This is a genomic window from Pseudomonas sp. fls2-241-R2A-110, assembly GCF_030209165.1.
GTDB lineage: Bacteria > Pseudomonadota > Gammaproteobacteria > Pseudomonadales > Pseudomonadaceae > Aquipseudomonas.
Map to the genome: position 1 here is coordinate 1 of NZ_JARVSN010000026.1, position 18475 is coordinate 18475.

Below are 18475 nucleotides of genomic sequence, written 5' to 3' on the forward strand. Positions count from 1 at the left end.
GGCCGATGGCGGCGGGCCCACGGAGCAGGACCGGAGTGAGGGAATGCCGAGCCTAGGCGAGGCACCGTACGTCAGGGGCGCAGGCGCTTGGTTACTTGGCGCTTCTCCAAGTGACCCGCCGTAAAGGCGGAACCAATAGCCGCCATGACCGCAGAAACGGATATGCACCCAACTGGCAGGGACCGGCCGATGATCAATCCGCCAACCAGCCATTTTCCCAGTAGCGCAGATTGTCACCGCGCAACACGTAGTCGCGCAGAACCACCTCGCGCAACTCATCGCCCATGCGGTAGCTGGCGTCCGGGTCGGCCAGGTGCATGCGGATCGCTTGCAGCCACTCATCGGTGGAGTTGGTTTTGATCCGGGTACAAGGCAGGTACCCGCGATAAGCCTCGGTGTCAGTGCAGATCACCGGGTAACCGCAAGCCCCGTACTCCAGCAGACGCAGGTTGCTCTTGCAGTCGTTGAAGATGTGGAACTCCAACGGTGCCAGCGCCAGGTCCAGGTTCAGACTGGCCAGCTTCGCCGGATAGACGTCCAGCCCGATCACACCATGGAACTCATGCATGTAGGGGCGCAAATCATCCGGACACATGCCGAAGAACACCCAGTCGACTTCGTTGGCCAGCTCGCGAACCACGTCGGCAATCACCGCCAGGTCGCCGTGGTGACTGGTGCCGCCGCCCCAGCCGACCCGAGGTTTTTTTGAAGTGCGGCGCTGGCTGCGCATGTCGCTCCACAAGTGCTTGGCCAGCATGTTTGGCACGACACGAATGTCGTCATGCATGTCCGACAATGCGTTACCCAGCGCGTCGGTGGAGACCACCACGCGGTCACACATGCCGATCGCGCGCCGTACCAATTTCTCCATCTCGTCCTTGCCCGGCATGTTGCGGATATGCGCATTGCGATGGGGGACGTTGATGACATAGTCATCCAGCTCGTAAATCCGTCGGGCGCTGGAATAGGTTATCAGGCCCGGAATCTCGTTGATCGGTCCTTCGGAGTAACGACCCTGCAGGATGATCACGTCAGGCGACTGACGCTCGACCTCAATGATCGACGGCAAGTTGTAGTGAATACGTCCGTGAGCCCTGCCCGCCGCTTCCAGTTCGATCAAGGGCTGCGTCACGCGGTAGTGACCGATGGCCGAGGCATTGACTGGCAGTGCAAGAATTGTCGGCAACTGAGATTTCGAGAACGGGCTCCAGCCGGCACGCAGGCCCGGCTCAAGGCTGAAGCTCGAACCGCCCAACCCGTGCAACGATAAATTGACGTTGTAGGCTGGATCGCGAGCCACGATCGGCAGCCAGCGCTTGTAAAACACTTGCTGTTCCTGAGTGCGCGAGGCCTGCTCGGCCTCCGACAACGTTACCGCCGGCTGAGCGCCCAAGGCCAGTTTGGCAAAAGGTGTCCAGACCACCAGATAACCGTCCTGACCCACACGCAGGCACAGGTCCACTTCGTTGAGGCTCTGGCCCAGGTTCTGCTCGTCCAGGCCACCAACCGCGTCAAATACGGCTTTGCGGATCATCAGGCAATCAGCGCCGACGGCGCTCAAGTCATGGGCTACCTGCAGGCGATACATATAGCCCGCGGCGTTCAGCGACTCGCCGTAAAACGGCACGCCGGCCGGCCCTTGCAAACCAAGAATCAGGCCCGCGTGCAGAACTCGTCCATCCGGGTTGAACACCTTCGCCCCCACCACGCCGACTTCCGATCGTTGTGCGTGATTGAGCAATTCATCCAGCCAGTCGCTCTGGGTGATCACGGTGTACGGGTTAAGCATCAGCACGTAGTCGCCAGCAGCCTGCTTCACGGCGAAGTTGCGCACCGCCGCGCCATTGCCTTGCTGTGGATACGTCAACACGCGAATCCGCTCGCTGCCCAACTGCGCCATACCCGCCAGCCACGCGAGGGCCTCGGCGCTTTCGCTACCGTTGTCGACAAGCAGCAACTCATAGTCGGTGTAGGCGGTTTTTTCCAGCAGGCTCTCGACACAGCGCTGCATGGCGATGGTCTGATCCTTGCCAACGATGACGATCGACACTAACGGACGATCCTCATGGTGATAGTCGACTCGGTTAAGCAGCGTCGAACCCGCATCGCGAATCACATGCGCGATGCCCATGCGGTCCAGGTGCGCTTGCAGCAACAGCGGATTGTTATTGACCACTTCGGGCTGGGACAGCCACTTGGCAAGATCGAACGGCGACTCCAGCAGGATTTCGGCAACGTGTCCGATCACTTGCGGGCCGTCATTTTCGACCAGACGCCAGAGCACATCATGAGGGGCCAGTTCGCCAAAGACGGAATCAAAACCGCCCAACGCCAGAAACGCTTCACGGTCAAACGCCAGCGCACGCCCCACATAAGGGTAGCTGCGCATCAAGTCCAGGTTAAAGTCTGGCTTGAACGCCGGCTCGGCCGACTCGCCCTGCCGCAGGCCACCTTCATCGCTGTACAGGCACTTCAGCGTGCGCGAGAGGGCAATCCGCTCAGCCATTACCAGCAAGGCCGGCGCCACCAGGCGATCGCCGGCACGCAGCAGGTAGAACCAGTCAGCCCCGTCCAGTTGCGGCAACAGTTCATTGATCTGCTGCTGCCAGTCATCTTGCAGCGGCAAACGGAAAATCCGCTCATCCAGCTCGGCTTCCATGCACGACGAGGACAACACCAGTGTCAGTTCAGGTGGATAGTCTTGCGCGGCAAGGGATTGCAACGTGTGGTCCAGCGCTGAGCGGCTGCCCTGCTCATCAATAATGATCGGGACGATTTTTGGCGTGCGCGGCCAGCTCACCAATGTTTCGGGCAACAATGTGCGCTGACCGTCGGTGAGGCAGCGGCACGCCAGCCACTGGGCGTACAGCTCGGAGAAACTGACACTGGCAATGCCGACATGCCAGTCCTGGGTGGTCTGCTTGGTGCCCAGGGTTCGGCTCAGCGGTAACTCTTCCCAAACCCGGGGCAACTCGTCGGCCTTGGTCAGCGGCAGGTAGCGAACCCAACCCGGCGCTGGCGCAGATTCGCCGCTGCGGGCCTTGAGCATCTGCAACAGCCATTGCCGCTCGGCCTCGACCGAATCCCTCATCGATTGTTGACTGCTCAAACGCTCCGGGTACAGGCGCTCGACACTCAACACATGATTGGATACCACCAGATTACCGCGCCGCAGCAGGCACATGTACAAGGCGAAATCCAGGGTCGCGACAAAACAATGACCTGGTTGAGTCAAGGCCGGCAACAGCTCCAGTACATCGGCACGACGGAACATGGCATTGCTGAAACCGCCGAGGATATTGACCGGGAAATTCTCGAAGATCGCCAGCAGGTCTTCACCCTTGAACAGCCCGCACACCGGGGAAAGCGGTGTGTTTTCAAGCCGCGAAGGCAAAGGCAAATCATCGGCATCCCAGAACAACCGCTGGGCCAGTACCAGATTCACATCTTCACGATCGATGAGCACTTGTGCCTGACGCTCGATGCACGTGGCGAACAATTGGTCATCATCGCAAAGAAACTTGATGAACTCGCCTTGCGCTTCTTCCAGGCAGACTTGCAGGTTTCCCACCAATCCGAGCGTGCGGGGATTGCGCACATAGTGCACGACGACATCCGTCTGCCCGCTCAACGAATTGACCATCTCTTCGATTTCAGTGCCACGGCTATCGTCGCAAACAATGACCTCGAGATTGCCATAGTCCTGGCTCACGGCACTGTGCAACGCCCGACCAAAAAAGCGCGGATTGAAGGCGGGAATGACGAGGCTGACAAGAGGGAGTGAATTCACGGCGGACTCGCAGGCGGCGAGAGCTCGCCCAGAAAAGCGAGCCCTTGGAACCGCGGAAAAAGACAGTAGATATGGGAGGGTCAGCGGTCACCGGACGCTTGCGCGCCCGGCTGCCGTCAGATCTTGTTGAACAGCCCCAGCGAAGTGATCTTGCTGAACGCCAGTTGCGCGGCTTGCAGCATGGTCTGCTGCAGGGTCAGGCGCGTCATGACTTCGGCAGGGTCGGAGTCACGAATCGACGACTGGGTCGCCGTATTCGCCAGGCTCAGGCTCTGGTTAGTCGTGGTCTGATCGTCCAGTGACTGACCGCGCGCACCGATCGACGTAATGGCCGAGCCCAACTGGTTACTGGCGCTATCCAGATTCGCGAGGCCCGATTCCATGGCCGCCTGGAATTGCTGCTTGGCGTTCGTGTTGCCATCGACTGGCAAGCTCATCGCGCTGATCATCTTGCCCAATGTGTCGAGCACGTTCTGGGTCTGGTGATTGTTGGACTGGACCGCGAACTGATCGTTGGCGGCGGGTGCACCACCGCCCAGGGTGAATGTCACGCCCGCAGCAGTGGCGGTGGACGGAGGACCGGCCACCACGGCGCCCGAAGACACTGGGCGACTGTCGACGGTCACCGGCGCAGCGTAGAGGTCGAAGGCTGTCGGACTGGTGAACTTGAGGACCGCCCCACCCGTCGGGAACGCAGCATTGTAGGCCGCCGGGTTAGTGATGGCGGAACCGGTGATGACAGCTGTGGACGCGTTGCCGGCGCTGCGCGTGGCGTTGAACGAGTCCTGCGAGGCCGACAGCTGGAAGGTGTGACCGGCAATCACTGTGTCCGGTACATCGCCCGGCTTGAGGTTGATGTTCAGGTTCAGGTCGACGCCACGAAAGTTGACCACCTGGTTGGCGCCGTTGCTGTTGCTGAACGCGCCGTTCTGGCTGGCCTCGGTCGTTACGTCGTTGCCCAGTCCATCGGTGATCTTCAGCTGGGTGCTGCTCAAGAAGGTGACCGTGTATGGCTGGCCGCTGGCGAACTTGGCGTCGTAGGTTGCGCTATTGCTGACCTGACCATTGGACAGGACCACGCGACCATCATCCACCGCCGGAGCGGTCATGGTGGCCTGGGTGCGGCTGGTATTGATGGTCTGCTGGAACGCGTCCCAGCCAGTGGTGTTGGACGCCACCGTCAACCCATCGCCGATGCCCAGGTTGATGCTGGTCTGGTCGCCGTTGTAGGTGTAGGTGCCGTCGGAATTCTGTGAGTAAGGCGGGGTGTCGGTTTTCGAACCGGAGAACAGGAAGTTGCCGGCGGCATCCTTGGAGTTCATCAGGCCCAGCACTTGTTGCTGGATCTGGCCCAGTTCCGAGGCATACGCTTTACGGTCGTCGTCGGTGGCGATGCCGTTGTTGGCACTGAGGGCGATTTCCTTGGCGCGCTGCAAGGCGGTGCCAATGGAATCCAGGGTGGTTTCCTGCAGGCTCAGTGAACTCTTGGTCGAACTGATGTTGGTGTTGTACTGATCCAGCATTGCGCTCTGCTGACCGAGCTGCAGCAAACGACCGGCACCGAGCGGATCATCAGCGGCAGTGTTGACGCGCGTCAGGCTGCTGGCTTCATTGCTGGTCGCGATCGCCTTGTTGAAGTTGCGCTGATAGTTGGCAGCGGTTGTCTCGTAATACTGGGCGGTAGAAATGCGCATGAATTACGACTCCTTAAAGGCTGTTGATCAGCGTGCTGAAAATTTCCTGCGCAGCCTTGATGATCTGCGAAGACGCGGTGTAGTACTGCTGGTATTTGACGAGGTTGCCGGTTTCCTCATCCAGGTCGACCCCGGACAGGGAGTCACGGGCGCCCTTGGCCTGGGTCAGGATCGCCGAGGTGGCGGCGCTGTCAGACTTGCCTTGCGCGGCTTTGGTGCCGACGTTGGTCACCAGCGTGTTGTAGGCGTCGGTCAGGCTGATGCCCTTGCTCGCCGAACCGGTGTCCACGGTCTGTTTGGTTTGCAAACCGACCAGCGCTTGAGCGTTGCGGTTGTCCGAGGATGCCGCACCGGTCAGGGAGATCGAGAAGCTTTCGCCGTTGGTGGGCGAACCACCCACCGTGGTTTGCACGGTGAACGTTTTCTGCACCGGCGGAGCGCCACCCATGATCGGGTTGCCGCTGGCATCGATCATGGGCACTGTCAGGTTCAAGGTGTTGTTCTGACCCGGAACAATGGTGCCGCTACCCAACGGGTTGCCTTGTGCATCACTCAGGCTGTAAGTCTGGCTGCCACCGCTCGGGGAACCGAACGTCAACTTGACCGGCGTCGAGTACTTGAGCCCGGTCTGCATGTCGGCCTGGGCCGTCGGGCTGTAGATATCCAGCGTGCTGGTCAGCGTCGGCTGGGTGTAAGTGCCCGTGGCTTTGGAGCTGGCCACACCGCTCAGTGGCGCTGCCGCCGCGATCTTTTTCGGGTCGGTCAGGACTGTCTGGATACTGGTTGCCGCGCCGCGAGTCGGGGTCACCTTGAAGGTATCGCCCGCGCTCAAGGCACCGCCGTTCAGGGACAGGCTGAAACCATCGATCACCGGAGGCGGCGTGGTCAAGGTGCTGAAGGCGCCCATGGCGGTGCCGTCAGAACGCTTGACGGTGTAGTCGGTGGGCGTGCTGAACGTCACCTGATAATCGCTGGTGGTCAGCTTGCCGGTGTCCTTGATTGTGACATCGAGGTTGCCCGAGCCGGCGCTATTGCCCGCCTGGCCGATACTGCGCTGACTGATCAGTGCGGCGCTGTTGATGTTGTTGAAAATCGCCGCGCCGAAATCACCGTTCTTGTCGATGCCCTGCGCCTGCTGACTGTTGATCTGGTCAGCCATCACCAGGGCCACACGCCCCAGCTCGTTGAGCGACGGGTCGAGCACTTCCTTGCGGTAAGTGAGCAGGCCGCCGATTTCGCCACCACTGACCACCGACGTGATGTCGATGGTGCTGGAGCCGCGATCCATTTGCAGCGCCATGCGCGACGGATCGTCTTTGCTCGGCACGGTGCCCAGGGTGTTGGTGGTGTTGCCGATCACCAACGGCTGGCCGCTGCCGACGTAAATGTCGTAGCTGGTGCCGCGCTCGACCACTTGGGCGCCGACCAGTTCGGACAGCTGACGTACCGCTTCGTTACGGTTGTCGAGCAAGTCGTTCGGCTGACCGCCGCTGGTGGAGACCTCACCGATTTTCTGGTTCAGCGACGCAATCGACGTGGCCAGCTTGTTCACCTTGGTCGCCATGTCGGACAGGCTGCCATTGAGGGTGGTGTTCTGGTCATTCAATTGCTTGGCGACGGTGTTGAAGCGATTGCTCAACGCCTGGGCACCGGTCAGCACCGACTGGCGCGACGTATCGTCGGTCGCCGATGACGAAACACCCTGCAGGGAGGTGAAGAACTTCTGCAGAACGCCGGTCAATCCGGTGTTGGTATCGGACAGCGTGGCGTCCAGTGGAGTGGCCTGAGCCTGGTACGCCGAGGCTTCGCTGTTGAGCGAGGTGGCGGTGCGCAACTGAGCATCGAGGTAGGAGTTGTAGACCCGGCGAACGTCCGCCAGGGTCGTCCCGGTGCCGATGAACACATTACCGAACTGCTGCGAAGCCTTGGTGCTCTGCACGGTTTGCTGACGCGAATAACCGGCGGTGTCGACGTTGGCAATGTTGTTGCCTGTCACAGACAAAGAGGATTGGCTAGCCGCCAGACCCGACATCCCGATATTGAGCAAACTCATGGTTCAGACCTTATGCCTTGTGCCTATAAAGGCGTGGTGGTAGCGCCCGCCGCAGCGTAGTTTTGGTAACTCGTCATCTGCTTGGCTATCTGCGAAATCTTGCTGGCGTAGGCCGGGTCGGTTGCATACCCGGCTTTCTGCAACTCGCGTACAAACTGTTCTGGGTTATCGGCAGACTTCACCACATCTTGATAGCGATTATTGGTCTGCAGCAAAGTCACCAGGTCATGGAAGCTGTCTTTGTACGAATCATAGGAACGGAACTCGGCCGTCTCCTTGACCATCTCGCCATTACGGAATTCGCTGGTGATCGCTCGCGCCGAATCACCCTTCCAGCTGCTGCCTGCCTTGATGCCGAACAGGTTGTGGCTGCTGCTGCCATCCTGGGCGCGCATGACCGATTTGCCCCAGCCGGTTTCCAGTGCGGCCTGAGCCACCAGGTAACGTGGATCGACGCCAATGCGGTCGGCGGCTTCCTTGGCCAGTGGCAACATCGTGTTGACGAATTCGTCGGCGGAGCTGAAGGCTTTTTTCGCGGGTGCCAAAGGAATCTGCGCCATGGCCCGACCATAAATCTGCATTTGCCCCTTTGACGATGTGTCCGTCTGCGAGGCCAGCCAATCGCCATTGAACAGCGGGCCGGCACCGGTCTTGCCGCTCTGCGGCAACTGGATCCTGGTCTGTGCGGTCGCGGCAGTGGCCGCGGTGTTGGAGACCGACGGCACCAGCCCGGCGAGCAAACGGTCCGCCAGTTTCGGCGGCAGCGCCAGGCGGCGCTGATTGAGCATCGCCACATCATTCGTGTGATCGGCGGTGTGCGCCGGCACCCTGCCCGAGCGCGACGTCCACAATGGACGCTGGCCATTGAGGCGCGACAACGGACCATTGGTGCCCGTCGTGCCTGCGTCTATCGGGGTTTGTACGGCTGCTTTCGCCGCCGCCTGTTTCGCCGCAGAGGCAGCCTCAGCCTCACCTGGCGCCAGCGGTTTGTTCTTCGACATCTGGCGCATCAGCACATCCGCCAGACCAATACCACCGCCTTCGCGGGACATGGAAATCGCCAATTGCTGGTCGTACATTTCCTGGTATTGCTTGGCGGCCGGCGTGTTGAGCGGGTTGTCCTTGCCCAGCGCTTCGGTGGCCGAACGCATGGACTTGAGCATTTCACCGAGAAACAGCGATTCGAACTCCTGCGCGACCTTGCGCATGTTGCCGTCGCTGTTCTTGTCGCCGACCTTGAGCTGGTTCAGGCGATTGAGGTCCGAATAGGACCCCGAATCGCTGGTACTGAGTGTGCCGGCCTTGCGCATGTCCATGGTCGCCGTCCTCAGATCACGATCAGGTCGGCTTGCAGCGCGCCGGCCTGTTTCAGTGCTTCGAGGATGGCCATCAAGTCACCCGGCGCCGCGCCGACCTGGTTCACCGCACGCACGATTTCGTCGAGGGTGGTGCCCGGGCCGAACTTGAACATCGGCTTGGCTTCCTGCTGGGCGTTGACCCGCGAGCGCGGCACGACGGCTGTCTGCCCGTTGGACAAAGGGCCGGGCTGGCTGACGATCGGGTCTTCGGTAATGGTCACGGTCAGGCTGCCGTGAGTGACGGCGGCCGGGGACACTTTCACGTTCTGGCCAATGACGATGGTGCCGGTACGGGAGTTGATGATGACTTTCGCCACCGCCTGGCCCGGATCGACTTCGAGGTTTTCAAGGATCGACAGATAGTCGACCCGCTGACTCGGGTCCAAAGGTGCCGTGACGCGAATCGAGCCGCCGTCGATGGCCTGGGCAACGCCAGGGCCGAGCATATCGTTGATCTTGTCGACCACGCGCTTGGCGGTGGTGAAGTCCGAACGGTTGAGGTTCAGGGTCAGGCTGTTGCCCTGGTTGAAACCGCTCGGCACTGAACGCTCGACCGACGCACCACCCGGGATACGACCCGCCGACGGAACGTTGACGGTGATCTTCGAACCGTCACGACCTTCAGCATCGAAACCGCCGACCACCAGGTTGCCCTGGGCGATGGCGTAGACGTTGCCATCGATACCCTTGAGCGGCGTCAGCAGCAAGGTGCCGCCGCGCAGGCTTTTGGAGTTACCGATGGAAGAAACGGTGATGTCGACCTGCTGACCCGGCTTGGCAAACGCCGGCAATTCGGCACTGATCGACACCGCGGCGACGTTCTTGAGCTGCACGTTGCCCGAACCTGGCGGCACCTTGATGCCGAACTGCGAGAGCATGTTGTTGAAGGTCTGCAGGGTGAACGGGGTCTGGGTCGTCTGGTCGCCGGTGCCGTTAAGCCCGACCACCAGGCCGTAACCGATCAATTGGTTGGTCCGCACGCCGGAAATGCTGGCGATATCCTTCAGGCGCTCAGCTTGAGCGTTGAAGGCTGCGGACAGCAACAGGGCGGCCACCATGAGACTTTTGAAGTTCAACGTAGCCACCTAGAAAGGGAACAGCGGGCTGAGGAAGAAACGGTCGAACCAGCCTGGCTGACTCGCATCGGCAAACGAACCGGTGCCCGAGTAGGTGATGCGTGCATCGGCAATGCGCGTCGACGAAACCGTGTTATCAGTGGCGATGTCATCGGCACGAACCAGGCCGGCAATCCGTACCAGCTCATCACCGGTATTGAGGGTCATCCACTTCTCGCCGCGCACCGCAATGATCCCGTTGGGCAACACGTCGGCGACGGTCACGGTGATCGAACCGGTGAGGCTGTTGCCCTGCCCGGCCTTGCTATCGCCCTTGGTTGCGCGGTCGCCGCTGTAGCTGGCATCCAGAGTCAGATCGCCGCTGCCGACCGGGTTATTCACGTTGGGCGTACTGCCAAACAGTGAGGACAGGCCAATGCTGGTCTTGCTGGTCTTGCCGACCTGGGAGTTGGCGTTCTTGCTGGCCTGGGTCTTCTCGTTCAGGGTGATGGTGATGATGTCACCGACCCGGAATGCCTTGCGGTCGCTGTACAGGTTCTGTTCGAAACCGGCCTGATAGATCGAGCCGTTGTTGGCGGCAGCCGGCAACGGCGTGCGCGGCAACACCGGGGCGTAATAAGGGTCATTGGGCTTGGGCGTCGGCGCGACGCAGCCTGCAAGCGAGACCACCCCACTCAGTGCCAGAACAGATACAAAGCGATTCATGACCCTACCTCACGGTGCTGCAGGCGGCTTCATGCCGCCTCATAGACTTGATTACAGATTCTGCGTTACGAACGAGAGCATCTGGTCGGCGGTGGAGATCACCTTGGAGTTCATCTCGTAAGCGCGCTGAGTGGTGATCATGTTGACCATCTCTTCAACGGTGCTGACGTTGGACCCTTCCAGGGTGTTCTGCAGCGTGGTACCGAAACCGTTCAGGCCCGGGGTGCCGACTTGTGGCGCGCCGCTGGCCGCGGTTTCCTGGAACAGGTTGTTACCGACCGCTTGCAGACCGGCCGGGTTAATGAAGTCGGCGGTTTGCAGGTTGCCGATCACCTGAGAGGCCGCGCTGCCGGGAACGGTGATGGACACCGTGCCGTCCGTACCGACCGTAAAGCTCTGGGCGTTGTTCGGAACGACGATCGCCGGTTCCAGGGCGAAACCGCTGGCATTCACGACCTGACCGTTGGAATCGAGGTGGAACGTGCCGTCACGGGTGTAGGACGTGGTGCCATCCGGCTGCAGGATCTGGAAGAACCCGCGACCGTTGACCGCCAGGTCGAGTGGCTGCTCAGTGGTCTGCAGGCTGCCGGCGGTGAAGTTTTTCTGGGTGCCGACAATGCGCACACCGGTACCCACTTGCAGACCGGTCGGCAGTGCGCTGTCCTGGGTCGACTGGGCGCCAGGCTGGCGTTTGATCTGGTACAGCAAGTCCTGGAACTCGGCGCGGTCACGTTTGAAACCCGTGGTCGATACGTTCGCCAGGTTGTTGGAAATGGTGGTCAGGTTGGTGTCCTGGGCGGACAGACCTGTTTTGGCAACCCATAGAGCCGGAAGCATTTCGATTCTCCTCGTGCGCCTGTTTTACGGCGCGACGTTCTGGTAATTAGCTGATCTGCAAGACCCGAGCCATGGCCTGGTCATCGTCTTTGGCGGTGTTCATCATCTTGATGTGCAGCTCGAATTGCTTCGACAAGGCCAGCACCGAGGTCATTTCTTCCACGGCATTGACGTTGCTCGACTGAAGGAACCCAGACACCAGCTTGACGCTCGCATCGGCTTGCGCCGGCTTGCCGTCCTTGGTGTGGATTGAACCATCCAGGCCTTTGGTCATGTTCTTCGGGTCAGGGTTGACCAGTTTGATACGGTCGACTTGAGCGATCACCCGTGGGCCTTCACCCATCGAACGAATACTGATGGTGCCGTCCTCGCCCACTTCGATTTTCTGCTCGGGCGGCACGGCGATCGGCCCGCCATTGCCCATCACCGGCATACCGTTGCCGGCCCGCAGCACGCCCAAGGCGTCAACGTCCAGGCTACCGGTGCGCACGTAACTTTCGCTGCCGTCAGGGCTTTGCACGGCAATCCAGCCATCGCCGGTCACTGCCACATCCAGATCACGGCCGGTTTCTACCATCGAACCTGACGAGAAGTCGGTGGCCGGACGCTCGGTCATGGCAAAGGCACGCGCCGGAAAGCTGTCACCAAACACCGGCATCGAACGAGCCTGCTCCAGGTCTTTCTGAAAACCGTTGGTGGAGATGTTTGCCAGGTTGTTGGCATGAGCCTTCTGCGCCAGTGCATTCTGGCTGGCGCCGGTCATTGCCACATAAAGGTACTTGTCCACAGTCTTTCCTCTGCATGCCGGACGTTTGCCGCCCACCGCTGTACTGTTGAGCGACAAGCAATTTGCAGACCAACTTTTTTCTGGCGGTGCCGGGCCCGGCAAACAAAGGACTTTAGGGGTTTCAGAGGGGAATGGAGGATTGTGTCAAAGTCGAAAAACCGGCGGTGTTATGCCGCCAAGAGGCAAGGATCGGCCTGAACACTGAAGACGCGCAGCGCTCTGATCGGTCAGGGGCCGGGCTCTTTGCCGACTTCGTACTCACGCAATTTATTGGCAATGGTGGTGTGCGAAACCCCCAACCGCTTGCCCAGTTGCCGGCTGCTCGGATGCTCGGAATACAGGCGCTCCAGCACGGCTTTCTCAAAGCGCCCGACAATCTCGTCCAGCCCGCCCTCAAGCGAAAAATCGCCGAGCGGCTGACGCACACCGTAGTCCGGCAGCCGAATATGTTCGGCCTTGACCGTCCCGCCCTCACACAACGAAACCGCCTGGAACAACACGTTTTCCAATTGCCGGACATTGCCCGGCCAGTGGTAATGACTAAGCCGCTCCATCGCCGCTGGCGCGAGCTTCGGCAGCGGACAACCAATCTGCCGGCTGGCCTGATCGAGGAAGTGTTCCACCAGCGGTGTCAGTCCATCGAGGCATTCACGCAGCGGAGGGATGTGCAACGAGAGCACGTTCAAACGGTGATACAAATCCTGGCGAAACTCACCGCGCGCGCACAACTCGGACAGGTCCACCTGCGTTGCGCAGATCACCCGCACATCCAGATAAACCTCTTCGTCGCTGCCCACACGACGGAAGCAACCGTCCTGCAGGAAACGCAGCAATTTCACCTGCAAGCGCGGGCTCATTTCCCCGACACCATCCAGAAACAGCGTGCCGCCCGCCGTCAATTCCAGCAGCCCAAGCTTGCCTTCGGCCCGTGCGCCTTCGAAAGCGCCGGGGCCGTAACCGAACAATTCAGTCTCGGCCATCGATTCCGGCAGACCAGCGCAATTGAGCGCCATCAAGGGTGACTGCCCTCGCGGACTGGCAAGGTGACAGGCCCGCGCCAACAACTCTTTGCCCGTGCCGGTTTCGCCTTCGATCAAGAGCGGCGCATCCAGTGGCGCCATGCGTCGTGCCTCGCGCACCACCGCCGCCATCACCCTGGAGCTTTGGAAGATGCTGTCGAACCCGCGCAACTCCTGCTTGCGCACGTTATAAATGCGCTCGCCGACGCGGTCGGCGCGGTGCAGCGTCAGCACCGCACCCGCCATCGCCTCGCTGTCGTCATGCTCCGATTGCAGTGGCGCGATATCGGCCAGAAACACATCGCCCTTGACCTTCACCCGTAAGCCATTGATCCGCGATTTGTTGGCGCGCACCAGTTCCGGCAAGTCGAAATCCTCGGCGTAACGCGACAGCGGAATTCCCGGCACCTCATCCACCCGTACTCCGAGTAGCTGCGCCGCCGCACGGTTGGCCGCGACAATCGAGCCGCCCATGTCGATCGACAACACCGGAAACTCCAAGGCACCAAGCAAGGCATTGAGCTCCATGTGCCGACGTTCGCTGGGCATCAGTCCTACGCGCTTGACGCCGAATACGCCGGCAATCGATTCAAATTTCGGACGCAGGGCCTGGAACTGAATGTTGATCAGGTTCGGGCAATGCAGGTAGATCGCGTTGCCGTGTTCACCACCGACCTCGCCGCGAGCGACGTTGATTCCGTACTCGACCAGCAAGTTGAGAATGTCGCGCAGAATGCCGATGCGGTTCTGGCAGTGGACTTTGATACGCATATAAAAGGCCCGAAAAAGCGGTGAATGAGGTTTTGTGCTGGACGCATAACCTGTGGGAGCGCTCTCGGCCCTAATTATTTGCCGAGCCACTCAGATAGTTGTCAAGATTATGTGACACCTGTGGGCCAATTCAACCCCGCAAATCGCAATACCTGCGCCATAGCGGACAAACCGTAACGAATTATTTACGGAAATTGACGAATTTTCCTACTCTCGACGTCCGGCACCTGCTGCAACGCGTTACACCTTGGGGTATTTCTAGGTCCATAGCAGGACATAACAAGAACGAAATCCCCTAGCAGGAGAGCAGCATGAAGCAGACGCAATACGTGGCTCGCGAGCCCGATGCGCAAGGTTTTATCGACTACCCCGCCGAAGAACATGCGGTGTGGAACACGCTGATCACTCGTCAACTGAAAGTGATCGAGGGTCGTGCGTGCCAGGAATACCTGGACGGTATCGAAAAACTCGGTCTGCCCCACGACCGCATTCCGCAACTTGGCGAGATCAACAAAGTCCTCGGCGAAACCACCGGGTGGCAAGTTGCCCGTGTGCCGGCGCTGATTCCCTTCCAGACCTTCTTCGAATTACTGGCCAACAAGCAGTTTCCGGTGGCGACGTTTATCCGCACCCGTGAAGAGCTGGACTACCTGCAAGAGCCGGACATTTTCCACGAGATCTTTGGCCACTGTCCGCTGCTGACCAACCCCTGGTTCGCCGAATTTACCCACACCTACGGCAAACTCGGCCTACAGGCTTCCAAGGAAGAACGCGTGTATCTGGCGCGCCTGTATTGGATGACCATCGAGTTCGGCCTGGTTGATACCGAGCAAGGCTTGCGTATCTACGGCGGCGGCATTCTTTCTTCGCCGAAAGAAACCGTTTACTGCCTGTCGGACGAGCCTGAACATCAAGCCTTCGATCCGCTGGAATGCATGCGTACGCCGTATCGCATCGACATTCTGCAACCGCTGTACTTTGTCTTGCCGAACCTCAAGCGCCTGTTCGATCTGGCCCATGAAGACATCATGGGCATGGTCAAGCAAGGCATGCAGTTGGGCCTGCACACCCCCAAATTTCCGCCCAAAGCTGCTTGATCCGCAGCTTTTAGAATCAAGTGAGTCTGTCAGGACCCGACGCTTTGGTTTAGCGTGGGGGTACTGACGGCCGAATTCCAATAATCAGATTTCAGGAATCTCATCATGTCCACTTTGAACCAAGCCCACTGCGAAGCCTGCCGCGCCGATGCCCCTCAGGTCAGCGACGAAGAATTGCCGGTGCTGATCAAGCAGATCCCCGACTGGAACATCGAAGTTCGCGACGGCGTCATGCAGCTGGAAAAAATCTTCCTGTTCAAGAACTTCAAACATGCGCTGGCGTTCACCAACGCGGTCGGCGAAATCTCCGAGGCCGAAGGTCACCACCCTGGCCTGCTGACCGAGTGGGGCAAAGTCACCGTGACCTGGTGGAGCCACTCCATCAAAGGTCTGCACCGCAACGATTTCATCATGGCCGCGCGCACTGACGAAGTGGCCAAAGACGCCGAGGGCCGCAAATAATGCATTTTGACGCCATAGGTCGAGTGCCCGGCGACCCGATTCTCGGCCTGATGGAGGCCTATGCGCAGGACCCTAATCCGCGCAAATTCGACCTTGGCGTGGGTGTCTATAAAGACGCCCAGGGCCTGACCCCGATTCCCCAGTCCGTGAAGCTCGCCGAGCAGCGCCTGGTGGATCGCCAGACCACCAAGACCTACATCGGCGGCCACGGTGAACCCGCCTTCGGCAAAGCGATCATTGAACTGGTGCTCGGCACCGATTCGCCGCTGATCGCTGAACAACGCGTTGGCGCCACCCAGACACCGGGTGGCACCGGCGCGCTGCGCCTGAGTGCGGACTTCATTGCCCACTGCCTGCCCGGCCGTGGCGTGTGGCTGAGCAACCCGACCTGGCCGATCCACGAAACCATTTTCGCGGCGGCCGGGGTCAAGGTCAGTCATTACCCGTACGTCGGCAGCGATAACCGCCTCGATGTCGACGCCATGCTGGCCGTCCTCAACGAAGCGCCGAAGGGCGATGTGGTGCTGCTGCACGCCTGCTGCCACAACCCGACCGGTTTCGACCTGTCCCATGACGACTGGCGCCGCGTGCTGGACGTGGTGCGCAGCCGCGACCTGGTGCCGCTGATCGACTTCGCTTACCAAGGCTTCGGCGATGGCCTGGAACAGGATGCCTGGTCGACCCGTCTGTTCGCCGACGCGTTGCCGGAAGTACTGATCACCAGTTCCTGCTCGAAGAACTTCGGCTTGTACCGCGACCGCACCGGTGCGCTGATTGTCTGTGCGAAAACCGCTGAGAAACTGGTGGATATCCGCAGCCAGTTGGCCAACATCGCCCGCAACCTGTGGTCGACGCCACCGGATCACGGCGCCGCTGTGGTCGCGACCATCCTTGGCGATCCGGAGCTGAAAAGCCTCTGGGCCGACGAGGTGGAAACCATGCGCTTGCGCATCGCCCAATTGCGCAGCGGTCTGCTGGAAGCGCTTGAACCGCACGGCTTGCGTGAGCGCTTTGCGCACATGGGCGTGCAGCGCGGGATGTTTTCCTACACTGGCTTGTCGCCGGCGCAGGTCAAACAGCTGCGTGATCACCACAGCGTTTATATGGTTGGCACCGGCCGGGCCAACGTCGCCGGAATCGATGCAACCCGCTTGGATCTGCTGGCCGAGGCAATCGCCGAAGTCTGCAAGTAACCCAAGCCATTGCACTTACCCTGTGGGAGCGAGCTTGCTCGCGATAGCGGTGAGTCAGTCGACAGATGTATCGACTGACTCACCGCTATCGCGAGCAGGCTCACTCCCACATTTGTTTTGTGTTGGCGCTTCCAACAAGCCAATCGCTGAAATCGCTCCCGACTACGTAAGACCTTTCTCAAAAAATCCAAATCCAATAAACACGATCAGCCACGGCTGTTTATCGACACGTCGTGATACGTCCCAAGGGCTACAAAACCTTGCGCCGTTGCCTACGGCTACGCCAGAATCCGCTGGCTTGTGCGCCTGGTGCTTGCTGGGTAATTTGATTGCGTCACTGATTCCAGTGATCGAGCTTAGCGGCTCGGCTAGTCGTCTACGGTTGCACATGTCGAATCCAGTCAGGCACTCGCCTGCACTTGATGGTGGCTGTGCGCATGGCACCTTCGGGTGCACCGGGTTTTAGGTGACTACCGGTCCGCTAACTTGCGCACAGCTGCCACCCCTTGCTTAGCGGCGAGAAGGTCGCAGCCTCATCAGAGGTTAGTCACCCATGTTCAAGGTAACGCCAAACCCGCCAGTCACCGAACCGGCCTCCATCACCGATCCAGCATCTCCCTACGAATGCCCTGACTCGAAAAAATTCAACGAAGCCGCCGAGCGCGCCCTCGACTATTATCTGGGTCCACCAACCGCCCGAATCATGGCGGCGCCCTATTGCCCCAATCGCCTCTACATGACCAATCCGAAGTCCAGCAACGAATCCCTGCTGGTCGACGCCAGCGAGATCCTCGGCTCAGCCAACGTCATGCTCAACGGCTTCGCCGCCCTGCTCGAAGGCACCCATCGCAAAACGCTGTTAGGGATCGCCCAGATCGTCATGTTGGGAGAGTTGGCGGTTAATCAGGTGCTGGATAACCTGGTACCGACTGAGTAATACCGGCTGGATCACGCCATTTTCCTAGTCTGCAAATAACGAAATGGGAGAGAGAGCCCGCTCGCGAATGCGCAGTGTCAGTCGACATCATCATTGACTGACACACCGCTATCGCGAGCAAGCTCGCTCCCACATTGTTTTTGCGTCACTGCTGTAGACCTGTCTAGACAATCCCATCCGTCGAAACAAATGGATATAAAAGTCTATTTGTCATTTCTCCTGCTGTATCCTGCCCAAGCTTTGTAAAAGCGCGGATCTACCAGATCTATCAACAGACTTTGCGAGGAGCGCGAAACATGCACGAGATCCCTAATCTCCCCTTCCCAAGCCTGCACGAAACTGAGCAGACAACCACGCAACAAGCCGGTGCCCAACAGCCCGAGCCGAAAGAAGCCACTGAACGCCGCCAGGCTGACAGCGAAGACTGAAACACCCGCAATGCCAGACCGTGTGGAAAGCGCTAACATGCGCTTTCCACACCGCCTGAACCGCGAGTTCGACACCATGAGCGATGATTTCACTGAAACCCAAGCCAGCGTCCTGATCGGCACCGCCGAGAAAATGATCGAGATCTGGAATCGCCTTTCCCCCGAGAAACAAGCCGCGTTGCTCGCCCGTTTCGGCAGCGAAGAAAACGCCTTGGCCGCCCTGGTCACGACACAACTGGTCGCCCCCGCCAAACCCTGACTTATGCCA

Annotated in this window: 15 protein-coding genes; 6 read left to right on the top strand and 9 right to left on the bottom strand. The window is 59.9% G+C overall.

Annotated elements, in window-relative coordinates:
- Nucleotides 1-193: 193 nt before the first annotated feature.
- The 9 genes from QRN31_RS21935 to QRN31_RS21975 form a co-directional block, all read right to left on the bottom strand.
- On the bottom strand, nucleotides 194-3790 hold the full coding sequence (locus QRN31_RS21935) for a glycosyltransferase (protein WP_285434529.1): 3597 nt from the start codon (nucleotides 3788-3790) through the stop codon (nucleotides 194-196).
- Between the two features lie 116 nt (nucleotides 3791-3906).
- Nucleotides 3907-5484, bottom strand: a complete 1578-nt coding sequence (locus QRN31_RS21940; RefSeq protein ID WP_285434531.1) for a flagellar hook-associated protein 3 — start codon at nucleotides 5482-5484, stop codon at nucleotides 3907-3909.
- Between the two features lie 13 nt (nucleotides 5485-5497).
- Nucleotides 5498-7537, bottom strand: a complete 2040-nt coding sequence (flgK, locus tag QRN31_RS21945; RefSeq protein WP_285434532.1) for a flagellar hook-associated protein FlgK — start codon at nucleotides 7535-7537, stop codon at nucleotides 5498-5500.
- A 23-nt stretch (nucleotides 7538-7560) separates the two neighbouring features.
- Nucleotides 7561-8853 (bottom strand): flagellar assembly peptidoglycan hydrolase FlgJ, encoded by a 1293-nt coding sequence (flgJ, locus tag QRN31_RS21950; protein WP_285434533.1) that lies wholly within the window; start codon nucleotides 8851-8853, stop codon nucleotides 7561-7563.
- Nucleotides 8854-8864: 11 nt separating this feature from the next.
- Nucleotides 8865-9953 (bottom strand): flagellar basal body P-ring protein FlgI, encoded by a 1089-nt coding sequence (locus QRN31_RS21955; protein ID WP_167360535.1) that lies wholly within the window; start codon nucleotides 9951-9953, stop codon nucleotides 8865-8867.
- Between the two features lie 27 nt (nucleotides 9954-9980).
- The gene (flgH, locus tag QRN31_RS21960) at nucleotides 9981-10676 is read right to left on the bottom strand and encodes a flagellar basal body L-ring protein FlgH (RefSeq protein ID WP_222585212.1); all 696 of its coding nucleotides are present in this window, start codon (nucleotides 10674-10676) and stop codon (nucleotides 9981-9983) included.
- 51 nt (nucleotides 10677-10727) lie between these two features.
- Nucleotides 10728-11513, bottom strand: a complete 786-nt coding sequence (flgG, locus tag QRN31_RS21965) for a flagellar basal-body rod protein FlgG (RefSeq protein ID WP_222585211.1) — start codon at nucleotides 11511-11513, stop codon at nucleotides 10728-10730.
- A gap of 46 nt (nucleotides 11514-11559) precedes the next feature.
- Nucleotides 11560-12300, bottom strand: a complete 741-nt coding sequence (locus tag QRN31_RS21970) for a flagellar basal body rod protein FlgF (protein ID WP_222585210.1) — start codon at nucleotides 12298-12300, stop codon at nucleotides 11560-11562.
- A gap of 227 nt (nucleotides 12301-12527) precedes the next feature.
- Nucleotides 12528-14090 (bottom strand): sigma-54-dependent transcriptional regulator, encoded by a 1563-nt coding sequence (locus QRN31_RS21975; protein WP_259151162.1) that lies wholly within the window; start codon nucleotides 14088-14090, stop codon nucleotides 12528-12530.
- A gap of 311 nt (nucleotides 14091-14401) precedes the next feature.
- On the opposite strand from QRN31_RS21975, the gene phhA reads away from it, so the two are divergent.
- From phhA to QRN31_RS22005, 6 genes are all read left to right on the top strand, one after another.
- Nucleotides 14402-15187 carry a phenylalanine 4-monooxygenase gene (gene phhA / locus QRN31_RS21980; protein WP_222585208.1) on the top strand — a complete coding sequence of 262 codons (786 nt, stop codon included), beginning with the start codon at nucleotides 14402-14404 and terminating at the stop codon, nucleotides 15185-15187.
- 105 nt (nucleotides 15188-15292) lie between these two features.
- Complete coding sequence (locus QRN31_RS21985) at nucleotides 15293-15649, top strand: 4a-hydroxytetrahydrobiopterin dehydratase (RefSeq protein WP_064679132.1); 357 nt, start codon at nucleotides 15293-15295, stop codon at nucleotides 15647-15649.
- Entirely contained in the window at nucleotides 15649-16842 is a 1194-nt protein-coding gene (locus QRN31_RS21990) for an amino acid aminotransferase (RefSeq protein WP_502942517.1), read from the top strand. Before QRN31_RS21985 ends, QRN31_RS21990 begins: the two co-directional genes overlap by 1 nt.
- 553 nt (nucleotides 16843-17395) lie before the next feature.
- Complete coding sequence (locus tag QRN31_RS21995) at nucleotides 17396-17779, top strand: DUF6124 family protein (protein WP_285434538.1); 384 nt, start codon at nucleotides 17396-17398, stop codon at nucleotides 17777-17779.
- Between the two features lie 296 nt (nucleotides 17780-18075).
- Complete coding sequence (locus QRN31_RS22000) at nucleotides 18076-18207, top strand: hypothetical protein (protein ID WP_010461912.1); 132 nt, start codon at nucleotides 18076-18078, stop codon at nucleotides 18205-18207.
- A gap of 76 nt (nucleotides 18208-18283) precedes the next feature.
- Nucleotides 18284-18466: a hypothetical protein gene (locus tag QRN31_RS22005; RefSeq protein WP_285434584.1), complete on the top strand. Its 183-nt coding sequence runs from the start codon at nucleotides 18284-18286 to the stop codon at nucleotides 18464-18466.
- Nucleotides 18467-18475: the final 9 nt, after the last annotated feature.